This is a genomic window from Candidatus Latescibacterota bacterium, from assembly GCA_020633725.1.
Taxonomy (GTDB): Bacteria; Krumholzibacteriota; Krumholzibacteriia; order JACNKJ01; family JACNKJ01; genus VGXI01.
This window is the reverse complement of sequence record JACKDC010000004.1, coordinates 210,091-230,381: the sequence shown is the minus strand read 5'-3', so window position 1 is coordinate 230,381 and position 20,291 is coordinate 210,091. Positions and strand designations below refer to the sequence as shown.

Genomic DNA, 20,291 nt, shown 5'->3' with positions numbered 1-20,291 from the left:
TGTCTACCTCGGATTGGCTGTGGCGTCGCCCAGGGGCAGCGCCTCGCGGAAGCTGGCGTCCGGCGGGGCTCCGCCCTCCGGTCCGCTCTCGATGAAGCTGTGCACCAGCAGTTGCGTGGAGAGGATCCCCACCAGGAGCATGTTGTCGCGGAAGCCGATCTGCGCGCCCCGCCGGCGCCGCATCTTCGCGGTCAGCGTGGACACCGCCCGCGGATCGAAGAGACCATAGCCCGAGAGCCGGGAGTCCGCAAGCATCTCCCCCACCCACTCGGGCGCGTCGTCGCCGAAGAAGCTCGGCGCGTCGGGCGCCATGTAGGGCTGCTTGGGACGGTCGAGAATCGCCGCGGGCAGCACGCCCCGCGCGGCGCGCTTGAGCGTCTCCTTCTCGTGCAGCACGGGCAGGCGCTGCTGCCAGGGCAGCGAGGCCGCCAGCTGCGCGAAGTCGGGGTCGAGGTAGGGGAAGCGGCCCTCCACGCTGTGGGCCATCGCGGGGCGGTCGCCCTGGCTGCTGAGCAGGTAGCCGGCGAGGAGCGTCTCGCTCTCGACGAGCTGCGCGCGATCCAGCCAGTCCCAGCCGTCGAAGGCCGGCGGCAGCGCGCCCAGGTACTCCTCGTCCCAGTTCTCCACGCCGGCGAGCAGCGCGGCGGGCTCGGGCTGCAGGAAGTTGTCCAGCACGCCCAGCGTGGTCTCCCAGCGCGGGCGATGGCTGAAGCCGCGGTCCGACGGATCGTGGATCCAGCGGCCGTAGTACTGGTGCAGGTAGTCGGCGCGGCCCGCGCGCGCGAGCAGCGGACTCGTGGGATAGAGCCGCGTCAGCAGCAGCGGGCGCAGGCGGCTGTCGGGACGGCGCGCCCACCAGTGACGGATCTTGGCGTCCTTGAAGAGGTCGTAGCCGGCCATGACCTCGTCGGCGCCCTCGCCGGTGAGCACCACCTTGACGCCCACCTCGCGCACCTTCGCGGCCAGCAGCATGAGCGGCGTCGGCGCGGTGCGCAGCACGGGCTTTTCACTGTGTCGCACGAGCCGCGGGAAGGCCGCGGCGATGTCCGCGCCGCTCACCTCCACCGTGTGATGCCGGCTGCCGAGCTGCTTCACCATGAGATCCTGGAAGTGGCTCTCGTCGAAGACCTGGTCGGTGAAGCGGATCGAGAACGTGTGCATGCCCGGGTTCTCGTCCTTGATCAGCGCGGCGAGGAGCGAGCTGTCGATGCCCCCGCTCACGTAGGCGCCCACGGGGACGTCGGCGCGCAGACGCAGGCTCGTGGCGCGGCGCAGGGTCTCGCGCACCGCCTCGGCGGCCTCGTTCGCCGAGAGGCGCGACGGCTCCACCGCGCCGAAGGGGAAGCGCCACCAGCGCTCCTCGTGCCAGCCGCCGTCGGCGTCCAGGCGCGCCCAGTGGCCGGGCTTCAGCTCGTGGATGCCCGCGAAGGCCGTGCGGCCGGGCAGGGGCGTCCAGTAGCGGAAGAGCTGCAGCAGCGACTCGCGGTCGATCTCGCGCGGGATCTCCGGGTGCGCGAAGAGCGCCTTGATCTCCGACGCGAAGGCGAAGAGGCCCTCGCCTCGCCAGTAGTTGAGCGGGCGGATGCCGAAGCGGTCGCGCGCGAGCAGCAGGCTTCTCGCCTGGGCGTCCCAGAGCGCGATCGCGAACTGCCCGTTGAGGCGGGGCAGGGCGTCCGGGCCGTGGAGCATGAGCATGCGCAGGAGCACTTCGGTGTCGCTCGTGGTGTGGAAGCGGTGGCCGTCCGCCTCCAGTTCGGCGCGCAGCTCCAGGTAGTTGAAGATCTCGCCGTTGAAGACCAGCCACCAGCGCCCCGACGGATCCGCCATCGGCTGGTCACCGCTGGACAGGTCGATGATGGCCAGCCGGCTGTGTCCCAGCGCGGCGGCGCCCTCCACGCGGACGCCGAAGCCGTCCGGGCCGCGGTGCTGCAGCGTGGCCGTCATGCGGCGCAGCAGCGCCGGGTCGGGCGCATGGCGGCGATCCACGAAGCCGACGATGCCGCACATCAGCGGGCCTCCTCCACCAGGGGCTCCTTGTCTTCCAGGCGCTCGAGCACGTCGCGGTAGAGCAGCAGCTCCAGCTCGTCGCGGCGCTCGGCCAGGCGGGCGAGCACTTCCTCGAAGCCGTCGAGCTGCGGCAGGTCCCAGGGATCCAGGTAGATGTTCACGTAGTTCCCGTAGGCCAGCGCGGCCTCCACCGTGCTCCAGAGCAGATCGCAGAACTCCCGCGGCGAATTGTGGCTCCACTTGTAGAAGGGATGCCCCACGTGCAGGCTGTGCCAGGTGTCCAGCACCGTGAGCGGGTGCTTGGGACAGGTGGTGAGCGGGAACTCCCAGATGTTCTCCGGCCCGAGGAAGGGCCGCCCGCCGGTCTCGCAGCCGGTCATGAGCGTGGACGAGTCGAAGCGATAGCCCAGCTCGGCGAGGATGCCGTAGATCTCCTCCGTGAAGAGGTCCTTGAAGTGCGGGATGCGCAGCCCCTGGCACTCCACGCCGAGGACCTTGGCGATGACCTCGTGCGCCCGCGCCACCTCTTCCTTCTTCTCCTCGCGGCTGATGAGGCGGAACTTCCGCCCCGGGTTGATCTCCTCGTTGTCGGGATGCGAGTAGGTGTGGTTGATGATCTCGTGGCCATCGTCCAGCAGGGCCTTGTGCAGATCCGGGTAGCGCTCCACCCAGACGCCCACCACCGCGAAGGACGCGGGGATCCGGTGCCGGCGCAGCTGCTGCAGCACGAAGGGGAAGGCCTCCACGTCCTTGCTGTAGTCGCAGTCGAAGCTGAGCGTGAGCGCGCCCTTGCCGCGCAGCCAGCCCAGGGGCGCCGTCTGCGTGAGGCGCATGAAGCCGTCGAAGAGCCGCCGCGGCCACAGGACCGTGGTGGCGGCCATGAGCGGCCGCGACTCGTGGTGCTTGACCACGTAGCGCTGGATGGCGCTGAGGCGGGGCTTGCCGTTCATCGAACGTCCTCGTTCATCCCTGTGCTTCCCCGTCGCGGCGCGTGGTCACGCAGGGTAACGGTGAGTGGTGCGGAGGGCGCCAGCTTGACGCGCCAGCGGTGGCCGCCCCGGTCGCCGGCGGGACCGGCGTCGGTCCAGGCGCCCGCGCCCGGGCCCTCCGGTTGCAGGTTCCCTGCCAGCGTGAGCGTGAGCTCGCCCTCGCCCGCCAGAAGGAAGGTCCAGCCGGCGTCCTCCGCCGGTGCGAGCGAGAGCTCGGCCAGCGGCCCGTCCAGGCGGAGGAGCGCGCCCTGCCGGAATTCCAGGCTGCCGCCCGGCCCCGGGTCGAGCACGCGCAACGCGAGGGTGGGCAGCCCGTCCGGCGCGCTCGGCGCCGTGAAGCGCGTGGCGCGATAGCGCCGGTTCGAGCGCAGCTCGCGGGTCAGATAGGGCGGAATCTCATAGTCGCGGTAGCGGCCGGCGTCGCCGGCGTGGCCGTCCTCGGCGGCGCGGGCGATGTTGTACATCTCCCGCGCGTTGACGAAGTGCAGGCGCCAGCGCGTGCCGTCGCCGTAGTCGCGGCAGAGGGTCTCGAACATGCGCGCGGCGCCGGCGCCCAGCAGCGCGTCCCGGTGACGTTCCGGCGCGCCGTGCGTGTGCACCTTCACGAAGATCCACTCCGGGCGCCCCTGGACGTGGATGCCCGTGTCCACCCAGCGACGGATCCGCCCCGGCGTGCCCGGCCCCTCGCCGGTGACGTCCGCGTCCTCCACCGCGAAGAACGGGAAGCGCCCCCGCGGGCGCAGCCCGATGGGCCCCGTGAACATCGCGAAGGAGTCCGGCGCGGGTGCGCGGCCGGCGGCCATGAGCGGCCCGTCGTCGTAGCTCTTCGGCGCCGCCGGATCGTCGATGGCGCGGTAGAGCGCGTTCACCCGGCGCGGCTGGGCCACGTAGAGGCTGGGAAAGGTGAAGTCCCCGTAGCAGCCCGTCTCGCGCAGGATGGTGAGCTCGTCGTTCACGCCGCAGAACTCGGGGCGGCTGTTGTCCAGCGCCCAGTTCCCGTGGATGAACCCGTAGGCCCGCTTCACCGGCTCGCCCTGGCACTGGAAGACGCCGTACTCGGCGTAGCGCTCCAGCGTCTCCTCGAGCAGCGCGCGCAGGGTGGCGCTGGTGTCGCCGTCGTGGTGGAGGTGCAGCTCCGTCTCGCCGAAGCCCTGCCAGTCCATGCCGGCGAGGCCGAGCATGTACTCCTCGCGGAAGTAGTGCGGCGGAAAGAAGAAGCCGTGCTGGGGATGCCGCCCCTCGGCGTCCGTGAACTGGCCCGCCAGGGGCGGGTAGAGGTCCATCCACGCGGCGAAGCGCTCGCGCGCGCGATCGAGCTCGGCGCCCTTGGTGCCCGGCTCGAAGTGGTCGACGAAACAGAAGAGCAGGTCCCGCGTCGTGCCGGCGGGCACCTCGGGGACGCGACCGCGCATGGCCTGCCGCCGGCGCAGCCAGGGCTCGAGCCAGAGGTCGAAGCTGTAGAGCGAGGCCCGCGCCGGCTGCAGCCGGCCGATCAGGGCCGTGCCGAGCCGCGCGGCGGCCAGCGCGAGGGGATCGAACGCGCCCATCAGGCCGCCTCCGGTCCGGACGCCGCGAGGGCGCTCTCCACGCGACGCCAGTTCTCCTGCCAGGTGTGCCGCTCGCCCACGCGCTCGCGCGCGGCGCGGCCCAGGCGCTCGCGCAGCGGCCCGTCGCCGAGCAGTCCGGCGAGCCCCGCCTCCAGCGGAGCCACGGGGTCCGCGCCCGCCTCGGACGACGCGAAGAGCGCGCCGTTCACGCCGTCGTCGATGACGTCGCGCAGGGGCGGCAAGGACGGCGCGAGCACCGCGCGTCCCAGGGCCATGTACTCGAACACCTTCATCGGCGACCCGTAGTCGTTGGAGTGGGGCATGACGCAGACGTCCATGGCCGCGATCCAGCCCGGCAGCTCGGCGTGCGGACGACTCCCCGCCAGCAGGCAGTGCTCGGCGAGCCCCGCCGCGGCCACCTGCGCCTCGATGCGCGGGCGCTCGGGGCCGTCGCCCACCAGCAGCAGCGCCGCCGGGCGTCCCGCCGCGCGATTGCGCCGCACGGCCTCCACCAGCCGGTCCACCCCGTGCCAGGGGTAGAAGCCCCCCACGAAACCCACGACCGGGGCCTGCGTCAACCCCACGGGCAGACTCGCGGGAGCCGGCGACGCCGCCGCCTCCCACCACGCGCGGTGCACGGCATTGGGCATGAGGACGATCCGCCCCCCCTCCACGCCGTGCTCGCGCACCCGCTCTTCCAGCCGGCTCGACACGGCCGCCAGCAAGGCGGCGCCGCGGAACACCCGCGCCTCCGCGCGGCGGCAGGCCCCGGCCAGCAGCCGGCTCCGCTGGCGCACCAGCGGATCCGACACGGTGTAGTTCACCTCCACCACATGCGGAATCCCCAGCCGGGCGGCCAGACGGCTGCCCGCCTCGCCGAAGAAGGCGTAGCGCTCGTAGAGCAGCGTGGGACGGAAGCGCGCGGCCGCGGCGCCCAGCCGACCGGCGAGCCGCCGGTCGTAGGCCTGCTCGGCCACCTCGAAGAGCAGCTCCGGCGCGTGGCGCGCGAAGCGCGCGGCCAGACCGGGCTTGCCGCTGGCCGCGGGGGCCGGCGCGTAGGGGTCCGTGCCCGCGGGCCCCACGATCTCCACGGCGTGCCCCGCCTCGCGCATGGCGTCCACCATGCCGCGCAGGTGCACGGCCTCCACGCCGTGGCCCTGGGTGCGGTGCAGCACCAGGATGCGCTGGGCGCCGCTCACGGGCGCGTCCCGCGGTCGGCCAGCATGGACTGGATGAGACCGTCCATCTCGCTCGCCACGTCCACCCAGCTGCGCTGGGCGGCGGAGGACGCGGCGGGATCGAAGTCGAAGCCCTCCAGCATGCGGATCATGGCGTCGGTCAGGGGCCAGGGCTCGCCGGGCGGCACCAGCAGGCCGCTGGCGCCGTCGGCGACGATCTCCGGAATGCCGCCCACCCGCGAGGCGATCACCGGCCGCTGGGCGGCCAGCGCCTCCACGAGCACGTTGGGATAGCCCTCCATGATGCTGGGCAGCACGAGGCAGTCGCAGGCCCCGATCCACTGCGGCACCTCGGCGTGGGGCACGGGCGGCAGCAGCCGCACCTGGTCGCGCATCCCGAAGCGCTCGATGCGATCCCTGAGGTCGGCCTCGAGGTCGCCGTCGCCGATCAGGATCAGCGACGCCTTGCGCCGCTGCATCTCGGGAATGGCGCGGAAGGCCTGGAGCAAGGTGGTCACGCCCTTGATCGTGCGGAGCGTCCCGACGAAGAGAAAGGTGAAGGGCGCCTCCGGCAGACCCAGGGCGCGGCGGCAGGCGTCGCGGTCGCGCGGCGCGAAGCGCTCGCGGTCGACGCCGTTCGGCATCACCGCGATCCGCTCGGCCGGCAGCCCCAGCTTCACCATGCGCGCCTTCAGCGCCTCGCTCACCGCCACCACACGGTCCGCGCCGTGCAGGGTCCGCATGGTGAGGCGGCGGCGCAGGAAGCTGCGCGTGAACAGGTTGACGTCCGAGCCCCTCACCTTCACCAGCAGCGGCAGGTTGTGGCGGCGGGCCAGGCGATGGGCGGCGTAGCCGTCGGGGAAGGCGTAGTGCGCCACGATGAAGTCCGCCGGCGCGTCCCGGTGCAGCCGCGCGAAGAGCCCCTTCAGCGCCCAGTAGACGTAGTGCCCGTAGCAGAAGCGCAGCACCCGCGGCGTGACCACGTGCCGCGGATAGTGGACGTCGAAGCCGTCCCGCGTCTCCCGCGCCGGCGCGGCGTGGTGCGCGAACCGGCTCTTGTCCCTCAGGAACCCCGGCACCCAGGGCAGCGGCGCCAGCACGCGCAGGTCGTAGCCGTGCGCGTCGCGGAGACGCTGGGTCTCCTGCCAGACGAACATCCCCCGCGTGGTCTCCACCGCGTTGGGGAAGAGGTTCGTGATGACGATGCCGCGCTTTCCGCGCTCCATCCCGTGCGGCTCCTCGTGCGTGCTGCTAGCTGGCCTCGGGCCCGCCGAGCGGGTCCGGGGCGGCGAGATCCATTTTCCGAGTGTCGGCCCCTTCGCGGGCGATCTCCAGCCTGAAGGCGCCCGGGGCGTCGCCATTCGCGAGACGACAGCCGCGGAAACGGCCCGCGGGGTCGGCCAGCAGACTCAGGCAGACGGCCGGCGCCGACCCGGAGCCGGCCAGCCGCCAGTGCGTCGCGGGCTCGCGCTCGCCGTAGGACGGCGACACCCAGCCCGCCGGTGCCTCCTCTTGTCCGATTTGGACTTCGCTGTCAAGGGCGGCCGGCACGAAGCAGTAGAGCGCGAGGCGCGGCGCGCCGCCCTCGCCGAGGGTCAGCTCGCGCAGGACCAGGCCGGTCGCCTCGCAGCGGGCCGAGGGCTGCCCGCCCGCGGGCTTGATGGGCGCCAGGCCGGGGGCAGCCTGCCAGTGCAGCTCCAGATCCAGGCTCGCGGAAGCCCCGGACTCCTGCGCGGCGGCGTCCACGACGAGGAGCAGATCGGGCGCCAGCAGGACGACACGCCGGCACACGCCCACCGGCGCGCCGGCCGCGTCGCGATCGCCGCGGCGCCAGGCCGTCCAGTCGAGCAGCGCGCCCGGCAGCGGCGCGGGGCTGTCCACCAGAACGGCGCGGCTCTTCCGCTCCCAGCCGAAGCGGTCCGGCGGCGGCAGCGGCGTGGCCGGATCGCGCCGGCCAACCCGGAGCAGGCTGTGCGCCGCCGCGCCGCGGAAGTGGTCCCGCCAGCGCTGCGGACCGTTGTAGAGGTAGGTGCCGGGGTCCACGAGCAGGGGACGTCCCCCGAAGGCCAGGTCCAGCGCCAGGGCGTCGGCGTGCCCGTGCCCCGCGCCGCCGCGACCCATGGGCCCCGCCTTGACGCCGAGATGTCCCCCGGCCAGCCCCGCCGCACCGACGGCCTCGCCGAAGCGCGCGCAGTGCCAGCCGGCCTCCGCGAAGCGGGTCGGCGGACCCGCGCCGTCGGGCGGCGTGGCGGCGGCCACGGCGGCCCCCCCGAGCCAGAGCGCCTCGCCGTCCGGAGTCGGCGCGCCCAGGGGACCCAGATCCACCTGCAGCAGGCGGGCGCCGAGGGCGAGGAGCGGGCGGGCGTCGCGGCGGGGGCGCGCGTCGAGGCGGAGGACGCGGCCGGTGTCGTCGTCGCCCCAGGCCAGGAGTTGACCGTCGGGAGCGGTCAGGGCCGTCAGCGGCGGCAGCATGGCCGCGGCGACGGGCCGCCAGGCCGTGGCGGCCGCATCGTCGGCGGCGCGGCCCCAGAGCAGGCACTGGACGAGGAAGTCGAGCACGAAGCGGTGGTAGTCCACGGCCTGCTCGGCGAGGACGCCGTCGCCCAGGACCTGCAGCGGCAGCTCGCGATCGAGGATCGCCGCGCCGCGCGCGCGCCAGGCGGCGGACTCGGGCAGCGACGGCAGCGCGCAGCCCAGGCAGTAGAGCGCGGCCGCCTCGCCCAGCAGGTGGTTGTTGGCCACGGTCTTCTCGGACAGGTGGGCCGCCGTGAAGCGTCCGTTCTCCAGCAGCGCGGCGGCGAGGAACTGCGTGAACTCCTCCGTGTGCTGGGCCGCCGGCAGGAGCTGCCAGGTCCAGAGCAGCGAGAAGATCCGCAGCCCGCTCTCCAGGCCGGCGATCCAGTGCGGGCCGAAGCCGACGGGATTGCGCGCGCGGAAGTCGGCCAGCAGGGCCAGGGCGACGTGGCAGGTGGCGTCCGCCTGGGCCGCGTCGAGGCGCGCCGCGGCGGCGAGGGTCGGCAGGGCCTGGAGCCGGCCCAGCTCCCAGAGCTGGCGGACGTCCCCGTGCGCGGTGAAGTCCGCGTGGTCGTAGCAGCCGGCCGGCATCCGCGGCCACTGTCCGCCGCCGGGCACACGGCTCCAGTCGGGCAGGAGCGGCGGCGGCAGGGCGTGGTCGAAGACCGGCAGCCGGCCCTCGCGCAGCCCCGCGGCCAGGCCGGAGAGCCCGCAGTCGGCGGCGGGATCGCGGGCGATGGCGGCGAGGGTGGCCTCGTCGTGCACGGGACGAAAGGCCGCGCGCAGCCGGATGACGTCTCCGCAGCCGGCGGCGGCGAGAGCGGCGGCGGGCGCGGCGACACGTGGAGGACGCGCCAGGCTGCCCCGAAGGCGGCGGCCGGCGCGGCGCAGACGGCCGAGTCCGCGCATCAGGCCTCCACGGCGAAGGGCTCGGGCAGGTTCTCGGCGTAGAAGCGATGCGCCAGGCGCTGCGCGATGCGCCGCGCGGCCTGGCCGTCGCCGTAGGGGTTCACCGCCGACGCCATCTCGGCGTGGGCGGCGGGGTCGTCCAGGAGACGGGTCAGCTCGGCGCGGATGCGGTCGGGGTTCGTGCCCACCAGGCGCACGGCGCCCGCCTCCACGGCCTCGGGGCGCTCGGTCACCTCGCGCAGCACCAGCACCGGCACGCCCAGACTGGGCGCCTCCTCCTGCACGCCGCCGCTGTCGGTGACGATCACGTGCGCGCGCTTCATCAGGTGCACGAAGGGCGCGTAGTCCAGCGGGTCGCAGAGCATCACGCCCTCGAGTCCGCCGAGGATGCGCTCGGCCGGCTCCTTGACGTTGGGATTCGGATGCACCGGGTAGACGAAGAGGCAGTCCGGGTGGCTGCGGGCCACGTCGGCGAGGGCGCCGAAGGCGCGCTCCAGCGGCGCGCCGAAGGATTCGCGGCGGTGCGCGGTGACGAGGATCAGCCTGCGGTTCGTGAGATCGGGCAGCGCGGGCAGCCCGGGCGGCGCCTCCTCGCGGGCGGCCACGGTGAGCAGGGCGTCGATGACGGTGTTGCCGGTGACGAGGACGTCGTTGCCGTCCACGCCCTCGCTGCGCAGGTTCCAGGCCGCCTTGTGCGTGGGCGCGAAGTGCAGGTCCGTGAGGACGCCCGCCAGGTGGCGGTTCATCTCCTCGGGGAACGGACTGTAGCGGCGCCCCGTGCGCAGCCCCGCCTCCACGTGGCCCACCGGGATCTTGAGGTAGTAGGCCGCCAGCGCGCCGATGAAGGTAGTGGTGGTGTCGCCGTGCACCAGCACCATCGCGGGCGCCAGCTCGGAGAAGGCGCGCTCGAGGCCGCGCAGGGCGCGCTGGGTGACGTCGAAGAGGCTCTGCCCCGCCTGCATGATGTCCAGGTCGTGGTCGGGCACGATGTCGAAGAGCCGAAAGACCTGGTCCAGCAGCTCGCGGTGCTGCGCCGTGGCCACCACGGACACGTCCCAGCGAGCCGGGGCGGCCTTCAGCTCCCGGATGACGGGGGCCATCTTGATGGCTTCGGGACGCGTGCCCACCACCACCGCGATCTTGATCGGACTCTCGCTCATGCTTTTCACTCCTGGCAATCCCGCGACTTATAGCAAGGGTCCCGCTGGGCCGCCATGAAAATGGGATGAATCCTGCACCGCGCGGGGGACTTGTGCCGGCCGCGCCGCTCGACTAGGCTGCCAGCCGGACCCAGGACTGGAGCGCGCCGTGCACAATCCGATCCAGCAGCTCAGCCTCGTCTACTACGACGCGCTGGCCAGCCTGCGCCGATCGCGCAACTGGTTGCCGCTCTTGGTGTTCTGGTGCGTCCAGGGGCTGGGCTTGTGGATCGTGACCGCCCTGGTCTCCAGGCCCCAGGGCGCGTCCCTGGTGGCGTTCCTGCAGCAGAGCTTCGACCCCGAGGTGGGCGAGTACCCCCGCTTCTACCTGCTCCTCCCCGACATCCACCGCCGCCTCTACCTGGTCCTCGCGGCCACCCTCGGCGCGATGCTGCAGGGCGTGTGCCAGCTGCAGCTGCTCAGCTACCACACCAAGGGCAAGCTGCAGCGCGAGCACCCCTGGCGGCGCGCCCTGCGACGCTGGCCCGGGCTCTTCCTCTTCAACCTGCTGGCACTGATCTGCTTCCTGGTGCCGTTCTACGTCGTCCACCACCTGCCCGAGCGCGCGGCGGAGATCCTCGGCCACGGCCGCAAGGAGTTCGTGCTGGCCTACGGCGGAGGCTTCGCGGCCGAGGTGCTGCTGCTCTACGCCCCGCTGCTCTACGTGAGCTTCAGCAGCGGGTGGTGGACGTCCCTGCGCTCCAGCGTGGTGTTCGCCCTGCGGCACTTCGGCACGAGCCTGCTGCTGGTGTTCATCCCCTTCGTTCTGACGTTGCCGCTGCGCGCCCTGTCGCTGGTGCGGCGGATCGTCGTGCTGGAGTTCCGGCCGGAGCTCATGTTCTATGCCCTGCTGGCGACGAGCTTCCTCGGGCTGCTGGTGCTCTTCCTGCAGTTCTCGTCGGCGGTGCGCTACTACGCCGAAACGGTGCTGCGCCGGCCCTTCATGGGCGAGTGGGACGACAAGCACGAGGCCCACTATCCCGAGCTGGACGCCCAGGTGCCCGATCCGCCGGGCGATCTGCCCTTTCAGACGCCCTAGTCCCGCCCGCCCCCGGGGGCGGGTTCTGTCGGCTCTCGCGGATTCGACGGAGATTCCTCGCCGGCCCCCTTGACCGCCATCCAATGATACTATACATTGGTATCCACGGCAAGGGTTCGGCCGTACTTTTTGGACGCGTGACGCACCCGGAGCTTGGCCGGTTCCCGACCCCGAGGGCCTGCTCGCCCCCGGGGGCGGGTTGATGCGCGATGCAGGGCCCCGCCCCCAGTCGCGAGGGCGGGTCGGGTTCTCCTCTGCCCGCTGGCGAGCGCCTAGCGCATCAGCACCAGCTTCTGCGTCTCGCTGTGGCCCGGCGCCTCCAGCCGCACGAAGTACACCCCCGAGCCCAGGCTGCGGCCGCTCTCGTCGCGACCCTGCCAGACGGCGCTCTGGGGCCCCGCCGGCCGCGTCCCGTCGACCAGCGTCGCCACGCGCCGGCCCGACACGTCGTAGATCGCCAGCCGCGCCGGGCCCGCCGCGCCCAGCGAGAACGGGATCGTCACCTGCGGGTTGAAGGGATTCGGGTGCGCGGGCAGCAGGGCCGTCCGCTGCGGCACACCAGCGACCGCTAGGCTTTCGCTGCGCAGGAGCTGCCAGCTCTCGTCGCCCTCGCGGCCGTAGAGCGTGTAGGTCACCGCGCCCGCCGTGCCCAGCGCCGAGGCGTGGTCTTCGGCCGTGAAGCGGCCGGCGCCGAGGTCGTCGTAGGGCACGAGCCAGCTCAGGCCGTCGCGGCTGCCCTCGAGGCGGAACTCGGGCGTGCCGCCGCCGAGGAGCGTCCAGTCCAGGCGGGCGGCGCCGGCGAGGTCGGTGAGGGTGAAGTCGCTCAGCGCGACGGCCGTGGCGACGTTGCAGTCGCAGTCACCCAGAGCGCCCGTGCAGTTGAAGGTGAAGTGGCCGGGCTCGCAGAAGTACTCCACGAAGTCCACGCCGACCACCACCAGGTTGCCGCTGTCCTGCGACGGAGCAACCTCCAGCCGATGATCCTGGCCGATCCAGGAATCCTCCAGTTCGAAGAACTCCAGCGTGCCGAGGATGGCGATCGGCCCACCGAGCGGTGGACTGAAGGCCAGCGCGACGCCGTAGCCCGGCTCGCCGATCACGAGGTCCGTGTTCCAGAGGTCGGTGCGGATGCCGCGGGGCCCGGTGGCGGGCAGATTGTCGATGCTGAACTCGGCGGCCGTGATGCCCGGCAACCAGGGCGGCAGCAGGGCCGACACGTAGACCGCCGCACTCTGGTACTGGAACTGATCGCCATAGCAGATCACCGCCAGCTCGTCCGCGTAGACGCCGAGGAACGGGTTGCCACCGCCTCCGCCGATCCCGATGCCGTGAAGCTGGACGGCGGGGCATTCGGCGAGGCCGGTGTTCACCGTGCCGTACAGGTCTCCCACAGCGCCCGGCGTGAAGCGCACGGTGGCGGTCAACGTCTCGCCCGGCTGGAGCAGGAAGGGACCGCCCCCCGCGCTCAGGTAGAAGTACTGACCCGTGATCGTCAGGTCGCCCGTCAGCGCGGAGTAGCCCGTGTTCGTCACGGTGAAGTCCTCGTAGGCATGGTGGCCGTAGTTCACGTAGCCGAAGTCGATCTCGGTGGTCGACAGCTCGCAGTAGCCCGCCGCGAAGTCGAGGCAGTCGCAGAGCCAGCTCGTCTCGCAGTTGATCGTGAAGCGGCCGTGTCCGACGTCCCAGCCCAAGCCCTCGCCGTCGGTGACGCTGACCTGATCGCCGTCGAGGCTTCGCTCCACGGTGAGGACGCGATCGGCGCCAAGCTCCGCATAGGGGTAGACGTCCAGCGTCCCCAGCAGCACGACCTCCCCTGGCTGGGGAGCGAAGTCGAAGCGGATCCCGTTCACCAGGTCGCCGCCCGTCGGTGGCAGGAGCCAGTCGGGCGTGACCTGCGCGTCGCCCATCAGCGCCTCGATGCCCTCCACCCGGAACTCCGCCCCCGTGATGCCGGGGGACGCGAAGCTCGGCACCCGGGCGATCACGTAGAGCGACGTGTGCGTGAGCGCGGGAAGATCGCCGCTGCAGGCCGTGCCATCGGCGTCGTAGAAGAGGCCCAGGTGATCGTCGCCGGTGCTCGGGTTGCGGCCAAAGCCGCCGAGCGGCACGTCGGCGCAGGCCGCGGCGCCGAGGCTCAGCGTGGCGGTCTGCGTCCCGTAGCTCGTGGGCGAGAAGCCCAGGGAGACATGGGCCGTGCCGCCGGGCAGAACGGTCAGCTGAGAGTCCCCGGCGAAGGTGAAGTCGGGGTTGTCGATCGCGAGGTCCAGCTCGAGGACGCCGTCGCCGTCGTTGCTCACGCTGAGCGTCTGCTGGACCGCGCCGTAGAGCAGCACCTCGCCGAAGTCCACGCTCTCCGGCTCGAGGACGCAGAGCGGCGCGGGCTCGTGGCCCGTGCCCGCGAGCGGGAGCTCGGAGCAGCCGGCGAGGCCGGTCGTCAGCGTCGCGGTGTCGGGCACGTCGTCGAGCGGCGTGTAGCGCACCCGGAAGACGTGCACATCGTTCACCGGCAGCGTGAAGGCCCCGCCGCCGATGACCACGCTGAACTCGGGGTGGTTCACGACGATCTCGCCCTCCAGCGGCAGATCGCCGGTGTTCTCCAGCACCGCGTCGAGGTTCGCGAAGGCGCCGATGGCCACGTCGCCGAAGTCCAGATGGTCGGGCGTGAGCGCGCAGCTCGCGATCGGATCGTGCGCGCTGCCCACGGCCTCGACCGGGTCGCAGGTGTCCGTGCCCAGATCGATCGTGCAGGCGTAGTCCCCCGCCAGGGGCGGCGCGAAGCGCACGGTCACGAAGGTGAACTGCCCGGTGGTCAGCGAGAAGGGACCCGCGCCTGCAAGCAACTCGAAGTCGTCGCAGTTCTCGGCGACCGCCCCCTCGAGGAGGCCGGTGCCCACGTTCCGGATCTCGAAGGTGAGCTGCCGCGTCGTGCCCGCCACGATGTCGCCGAAGTCCAGGCTGGACGGCGTGACCTGGCAGATGGGCACCGGGGTGAAGCCCACACCGGTGCAGAGCACGCTCGGGCAGTCGCTGGTGCCCAGGTCGACCACGCAGACCTGCGGTTCGGCCGAGCTGGGCTGGAAGCGCACCTGCACCGTCTTCGACTCGCTCGGGTTGAGCGCGAAGAACCCGTCGCCCACGGTGACGGCGAAGTCCGCACAGTCCGCGCTCACCGCGCCAACCAGCGGAGCCGTGCCGGCGTTGGTGATGACGAAGCTCCGGTAGCCGACACCGCCGATCGGCACCTCGCCGAAGGCGAGCAGCGTGGGCGTGACGTCACAGACGGGCGCGCCCTGCTCGAAGCAGGGGCAGTCCGGCGGGTTGCCGCAGTTGAAGGTGAAGTGCCCGCCGCCCACGGGGATCTCGTCGAAGTTCTCGTCGACCACCACGAGGTTCTGCCCGAAGGTCGACGGCAGAACGTCCACCGTGTGATCCGCGCCGATCCAGTCCGCCTGATCGTAGCTCGTGAACAGCAAGGTGCCGAGCTCGACGATCGCGCCCTCCAGCGGCGGGTTGAAGGCCAGCGCGATGCCCTGCTCCAGGTTGCCGATCACCAGCGTCGTGTTCCAGGTCGCCTCCCAGTGGCCGTTCGGCGGGAACTGGCTCTCGGGCAGGTTCGCGAGACGGAACTCCGCCGCGGTGACTCCGCTGACGCCGTCCGGCAGCACGGCGAGCACCCGCATCTGCACGGTCATGCCCGCGCCGTCCAGCGGCGCCTGGCAGAGCTGCGCGTCGGTGTCCGTGTAGAGGCCGATGTGATTTCCCAGCGGCTCGGCGTACTCGTGCCCCCAGCCGTCGAGCGCGACGGGCGGGCAGTCGTTCGTGCCGAGATCGAGGTCGCAGGCATGGGTGCCCGGGACCGTCGGCGCGAAGCGGATCTGGATGACCTGACTCGCGCCGGGCGCGACGTCGAAGTGGCCCGCGGTCAACACGGTGAAGGCCGGCTCGCCCGCGCAGGGCTGGGCGATGAGATCCAGCGCCAGGGGCTCCACACCCTCGTTGGTCACGGTGAGAGTGCGGATGCGCTGCTCGCCGAGCAGCACGGGACCGAAGGTCAGCGTCTCGCGATCGACGCTGCAGTTCTGGGCCGCGGCCGGCGCGACGAGCGCCAGCAGCGCGATCAGCCCGAGCAACAGCCCGCAGGGCAAACTTTTCCGCATGGTGGCCTCCCTTTCCCGGTATCTCACCCCAAATAATGATAGCACGGTCCGAAATCGCTGTAAACGTGCGTGACGGCAAGCGTTGCGAAGGACGCGCGCGCAGCGGCGCTTGGCCGCCATCCTGCAGGGACGTCCCTCTGGCGCGGCCGGGCCGCGCGGAAGGAGCCGTCATGCATGTGCTCGTGATCGGAAGCCGGGGCTACCTGGGCTCGGCGCTGATCCCGCGTCTCCTCGCACGGGGCGACCGTGTCACCGTCTTGACGCGCGAGCCAGCGCGCTTCAAGGGCGCCACGTTCGACGTCCGCCCCTGGAGCGACGACCCGCGCGCACTGCTCGGGGGCGTCGACGCCGTGGTGAACCTGGCGGGGTCGCCGCTGTTCAGCCGCAACGCGAATCCCATCGCGCAGCACCGCTCGCGCGTGGACGTGAGCCACCGCATCATGGACGCGCTCAAGGGCCAGCCCGACCCGCCGCGCACCTGGGTCAACGCCTCGGCGGTGTGGATCTACGGGCAGACGGGCGACGAGAGCGTCACCGAGAACCACCGACCGGGCAGCGGCCCCCTGGTCAGCCTCTGCGACGCCTGGGAGGACAGCTGCTCGGAGGCCAAGCTGCTCGGCGTGCGCGCCGTGCGCCTGCGACTGGGCCTCGTGCTCGGCGAGGGCGGTGGCCCGCTGTCCCAGCTCATGCCGGTCTTCAAGTTCTACGAGGGGGATCTGTCGGGGCCGGGGCGGCGCATCGTGTCCTGGATCCACCGCGAGGACGCCCTCGCCATGCTGCTCTTCGCGCTGGACCGCGAGGCCGTGTGGGGTCCCCTCAACGCGGTGAGTCCGGATCCGCGGCCGCTGGCCGACTTCGGACGCGTGCTGCGCGGCGTGCTTGGCTCGCACCAGTGGGACCTGGTCCCGGGGCAGCCGGTGAGCTCGCTCTTCCTCGACGCGGCGGATGTCCTGCTGCAGGGCTGCAAGGCGCTGCCCGTCAAGGCCGACAGCCTGGGCTTCAGCTTCGCGCATCCCACGCTGGCCGACGCCTTCGCCGCGGTCTACGGCAAGCTGCCCGTGCGCTAGCGCCGTCAGCGCCCTCAGCGGTTGAGGTAGTAGCCCTCACGCACGGTGCCGCCGCCGTCGTCGAAGACCCGCACCAGGTAGAGCCCCTTGGCGACGCGCGAGCCCTCGCGGTTCAGCAGGTCCCAGGTGAAGTCCTCGCCGTCGGTCTCGGCGTGGAAGTCCTCGACCAGCCGCCCGCTCACCGTGAAGATGCGCACGACCCAGCCCTGGCCGAGATTCGCCACCGAGAGCGGCGGCTGCACCTCGGCGACGATCACGCCGGGCGGGTAGATCTCGCCCCGGGCCAGGCCGTCCAGATCGGGGTTCCCGGGCTGGCCGGGAGTGCCCGGCATGCCGCCGCAGTCCACCACCAGCGAGCGCCCGAGCGTGGCCAGCGCGCTCTCCTGGCCCACGTTGTCCAGCGCGCTCGCGCCCAGCCAGTACTCGCCGTCCGGCAGCCCGGCGATGACCACGCCGATCTCGGTCTGCCACTCGAGGTCGGTGGCGCTGCCGTCGGGCCACTCGCCGTACGCCACGCGATAGGCGATGACGCCCGCCTCGGCCGAGGCCGACCAGCCCACCGAGACGTCGCAGTCGCCGTTCACCGCCGCCGTGAGATCCGTGGGCGGTGAGGGCGGCTGGGTCTCGTCCGCCAGGGTGCCGGTGCTGAAGTCCCAGCTCACCGTGACGCCGTTGGGCGGCTCGGCCAGGTCGGCCGCCGTGACGCTCGCGCCGTAGGTCGTGTTCTCGGCCAGGATCGCCGGCGGGTTGCCCACCACCAGGTAGCGGCCGCCCACGGGGAGCACCCGCCGCGGCACGGCCACGCCGTTCACGCGCAGTTCGACGTTGGTGGTGTCCACGTCGCTGCCGAGATCGCGCACGAGGCAGGCCACGTTGCTGCGTGGATCCACGCCCGTGGCGCCGTCGGCGGGCGCGAGGCTCCAGACCTCGGGCGGCAGGTCGTCGGCGGCGGGGAGGTCGAGCAGCACGGTGTCGCTGAGCGGCGGGTCGCTCCAGTTGCCGAGGGCGTCGCCGTAACGCGCGTAGACGGTGTAGCTGCCCGACGGCGGCGTGAGGTCCGCGCTGCCGATCCGTACGTTGCCGCTGGGCGGCGTCAGGTCGGGCACGGCGTCGCCCCGGCTCACCTGGAAGCTGCCGCCGCCCGGGCTCTCGAACTCCAGGATGCCGTCGGCGCCCACCGGCACCACCGCAAGCGGAGCCCCGCCGCCGTTGCGGAAGACGCGATAGGCGTAGCCCGGGTCCATGTCGCAGAGCAGGTGGCGCTGCGCGCCGTCCATGTCCACGCTGTAGCCCAGCGCCGACTGCGCGGCCTCCTCCTTGGCGAACATCAGCACCCAGCCGTCGAAGGCGGCGCCTTCGCAGCTGTCGCCCGGGATGCGCGTCACCGTGGGCGCCGGCGCGCCCCGCCAGTCCGGATGGAGGACGTTGAGGAAGAGGTCGTCGCGCTCGGCGGTCGGCGGCATGATCTCCAGCCGCCAGACGCCGCCGAGGGGGTTCTCGTCGCCGGCGTCGGGGAAGGGATCGTAGTTGGTGCCGTTGACCCAGTACTCGTAGCCCTCGCCCCCCACCTTGCGGATGCGCGGGTTGGCGGGCAGCACCGTGGCGCCGTGGAGCACCGCGCCGCCCAGCGCCATCGTGAAGCGGTCGGCGGCGTAGGTCTCGATGTGTCCGGGCACCTCGCTGTCCACGAGGCCGCCATTCGTGAAGACGGGCTCGCCGATGAAGTGCAGCAGGTTCGTCTTCTGGAAGCTCGCGTCCGTGCTGCTCACGCGGTCGAAGGTGACGAAGTACTCGTCCGCGTCGTCCGCGCGGGGCCGCAGATAGAACCACTGCCGCGTGACGTTGCCCACCTTGGGGCGGTAGTCCACGTCGGCCAGCCGGCTCGCCGCGTAGTCCTCCTCCCAGCGCGGGTTCGCGTAGGCGTTGGTGAGGTCCGCGTAGGCGTAGGTGTAGCGCGGGTTGTCGGCCTTGCGCTCGATGTCCGCCATGTCGTGCACGTAGCTGCCCTCGGACTGCGGCCAGCGCGGGTCCTTGCGCGCGCCGTCGAGCACGGCGTCGGGGAGGGTCTCGCGCCAGGGGCGATTCTGTCCGCCCGAGTTCTCGAAGCCGTCCAGGGTCCAGTCGTAGAAGTGCCAGCCCTTGGTCTGCCGCGGATCCTTGATGAGCAGCGAGTTGTGGGCGATGGTCTGGTGGTGGTAGTTGATCACGGTGACGTCGCCGCCGCCGTCGTAGACGCCGCCGTCCACCAGCAGATCCTCCCCGTGCGAGTAGATGCAGAAGTTCCCCTGGTCCCAGTGGTTCTGGTTGAACCAGGTCCAATTGCCCGCGCGGAAGGTGGCGAAGGTGCTGGGCTCGGTGGCGCCCTGGGTCCAGTTCGAGCGGCAGATCCACATGCCGTTGCCCTCGGCGTAATAGGCCAGCGGCTGGTCGAAGGGCGCGGTCTGGGGGATGGCGTTGTCGCTGAAGATCAGGTCCATCTCGGCGAAATAGCGCGAGTCGTTGCCGGGGTAGCGGTCGGCGCCCTCGATGTTGTGCACCCACCAGCTCGCCCACCGCGCCTCCTCGCTGTCCGCGTACTCGTCCATGAGCACGAGCAGCGCCGCGACCGCGTTGTGCAGGTAGGCGCCCCGCTTGTGCGCGTTGTGTCCGTGCTCGGGGCGGCGGATGAAGTCCTCCGTGTAGTAGTAGGCCTGCGGGAAGTAGGCGAGATACTGGCGCAGGGCCGGACCCTCGTCGAAGAGATCCTGGCCCGTCGCGCTCTTCCAGGCCGCGAGCCAGCGCACGATGTTCGCCATCGTGCCCGCGCCGTAGTCCATCCCCTGGGGCATGCAGCCGCCGCGCACCACGGCCAGGTTCGCCGGTCCGAAGCCCAGGGTGTTGCGGATGTAGAGCCAGCGCTGGCTGTAGCCGTTGTCGATGTAGTGGTCGGCCTGCGGATTGTCGCCCCAGGTGGCCAGGCCCCAGACGGGCGGCCCCCAGAGGCACTTGCTCACGCCGTTGAAGTAGGCGCCGTCGGGATACCAGTTCCACTTGCCGTCGCCGGTCTCGGGGATCTGGGCCAGGTAGGCGATGACCTGCTGCTTGAGCGCGTCCGTGAACTGCGGCGCGCCGTAGAGCCAGTCGAAGCAGAGCGCCCAGGTGTTGAAGGTCCGCCCCACGGTGTTGAAGTTGACCCTGGGGACGGGCGTGTCAGCCATGACCCGCCGCATGATGCCGAGCGCCGTGGTCGCCCAGTCCTCGTCGCCGGTGATCGCGTAGGCCAGCGCCTGCGCCTTGGCGCCGTCGAGGTCGGTGCGCGCGGCCGCCGTCATGAGCTGGCCCCACTCGTAGCTGCCCGCCTGCCAGTGCTGGGTCCGGATGCGCTGGATCCGCTCGGGCGTCAGGTAGATGCGCGGGTGCGGGTTGTACTGGGCCAGCGCGACGGACGCGGCGAGCAGCGCGCCCACGAACAGGGCGGCGCCACCGCAGGCGGCCAGGACGCGATGGGGCAGGATACGGCGCGGCATGGAGCTACCTCGACGTGGACGGAGTTGCAGGGTCGGACGGGACCTGTCGCGCAAAGGGTCGCAACGGCGCGGCGACCGGGGGGAAGGGGCAAGGGGCGTGCCGCGCAGGGAGCCCGGCGGATCCGGTGAGGCCGGGCTCTCCACAACATCGCGCGCGCCGCGCCGGGAGTCCAGTCCAA

At 72.1% G+C, this 20,291-nt stretch carries 11 protein-coding genes; 2 read left to right on the top strand and 9 right to left on the bottom strand.

All coding sequences use genetic code 11. The annotated features are described in order from the left end of the window. Nucleotides 1-3: 3 nt before the first annotated feature. From asnB to wecB, 7 genes are read right to left on the bottom strand one after another with little or no spacing between them, the layout of a single operon-like run. Nucleotides 4-2,007, bottom strand: coding sequence for an asparagine synthase (glutamine-hydrolyzing) (gene asnB, locus H6693_10720; GenBank protein MCB9516655.1), 2,004 nt, complete (start codon nucleotides 2,005-2,007; stop codon nucleotides 4-6). Beyond that, on the bottom strand, nucleotides 2,007-2,957 hold the full coding sequence (locus tag H6693_10715) for a polysaccharide deacetylase family protein (protein MCB9516654.1): 951 nt from the start codon (nucleotides 2,955-2,957) through the stop codon (nucleotides 2,007-2,009). Before H6693_10715 ends, asnB begins: the two co-directional genes overlap by 1 nt. Then, nucleotides 2,954-4,543: a hypothetical protein gene (locus H6693_10710; GenBank protein MCB9516653.1), complete on the bottom strand. Its 1,590-nt coding sequence runs from the start codon at nucleotides 4,541-4,543 to the stop codon at nucleotides 2,954-2,956. Before H6693_10710 ends, H6693_10715 begins: the two co-directional genes overlap by 4 nt. Further along, nucleotides 4,543-5,742 carry a glycosyltransferase gene (locus H6693_10705; protein MCB9516652.1) on the bottom strand — a complete coding sequence of 400 codons (1,200 nt, stop codon included), beginning with the start codon at nucleotides 5,740-5,742 and terminating at the stop codon, nucleotides 4,543-4,545. Before H6693_10705 ends, H6693_10710 begins: the two co-directional genes overlap by 1 nt. After that, nucleotides 5,739-6,947, bottom strand: coding sequence for a glycosyltransferase family 4 protein (locus tag H6693_10700; GenBank protein MCB9516651.1), 1,209 nt, complete (start codon nucleotides 6,945-6,947; stop codon nucleotides 5,739-5,741). Before H6693_10700 ends, H6693_10705 begins: the two co-directional genes overlap by 4 nt. Nucleotides 6,948-6,972: 25 nt before the next feature. Beyond that, nucleotides 6,973-9,144, bottom strand: a complete 2,172-nt coding sequence (locus tag H6693_10695) for a heparinase II/III family protein (protein ID MCB9516650.1) — start codon at nucleotides 9,142-9,144, stop codon at nucleotides 6,973-6,975. Further along, complete coding sequence (gene wecB, locus H6693_10690; GenBank protein ID MCB9516649.1) at nucleotides 9,144-10,304, bottom strand: UDP-N-acetylglucosamine 2-epimerase (non-hydrolyzing); 1,161 nt, start codon at nucleotides 10,302-10,304, stop codon at nucleotides 9,144-9,146. Before wecB ends, H6693_10695 begins: the two co-directional genes overlap by 1 nt. A 148-nt stretch (nucleotides 10,305-10,452) precedes the next feature. Here wecB and H6693_10685 point away from each other — a divergent pair, with 148 nt between their 5' ends. Further along, nucleotides 10,453-11,382 carry a hypothetical protein gene (locus H6693_10685; protein ID MCB9516648.1) on the top strand — a complete coding sequence of 310 codons (930 nt, stop codon included), beginning with the start codon at nucleotides 10,453-10,455 and terminating at the stop codon, nucleotides 11,380-11,382. Between the two features lie 272 nt (nucleotides 11,383-11,654). On the opposite strand, the gene H6693_10680 is transcribed toward H6693_10685, so the two are convergent. Continuing rightward, the gene (locus H6693_10680) at nucleotides 11,655-15,539 is read right to left on the bottom strand and encodes a choice-of-anchor D domain-containing protein (GenBank protein MCB9516647.1); all 3,885 of its coding nucleotides are present in this window, start codon (nucleotides 15,537-15,539) and stop codon (nucleotides 11,655-11,657) included. A 170-nt stretch (nucleotides 15,540-15,709) separates the two neighbouring features. On the opposite strand from H6693_10680, the gene H6693_10675 reads away from it, so the two are divergent. Next, on the top strand, nucleotides 15,710-16,606 hold the full coding sequence (locus tag H6693_10675; protein MCB9516646.1) for a TIGR01777 family protein: 897 nt from the start codon (nucleotides 15,710-15,712) through the stop codon (nucleotides 16,604-16,606). Between the two features lie 14 nt (nucleotides 16,607-16,620). On the opposite strand, the gene H6693_10670 is transcribed toward H6693_10675, so the two are convergent. Next, entirely contained in the window at nucleotides 16,621-20,112 is a 3,492-nt protein-coding gene (locus tag H6693_10670) for a heparinase II/III family protein (GenBank protein MCB9516645.1), read from the bottom strand. Nucleotides 20,113-20,291: the final 179 nt, after the last annotated feature.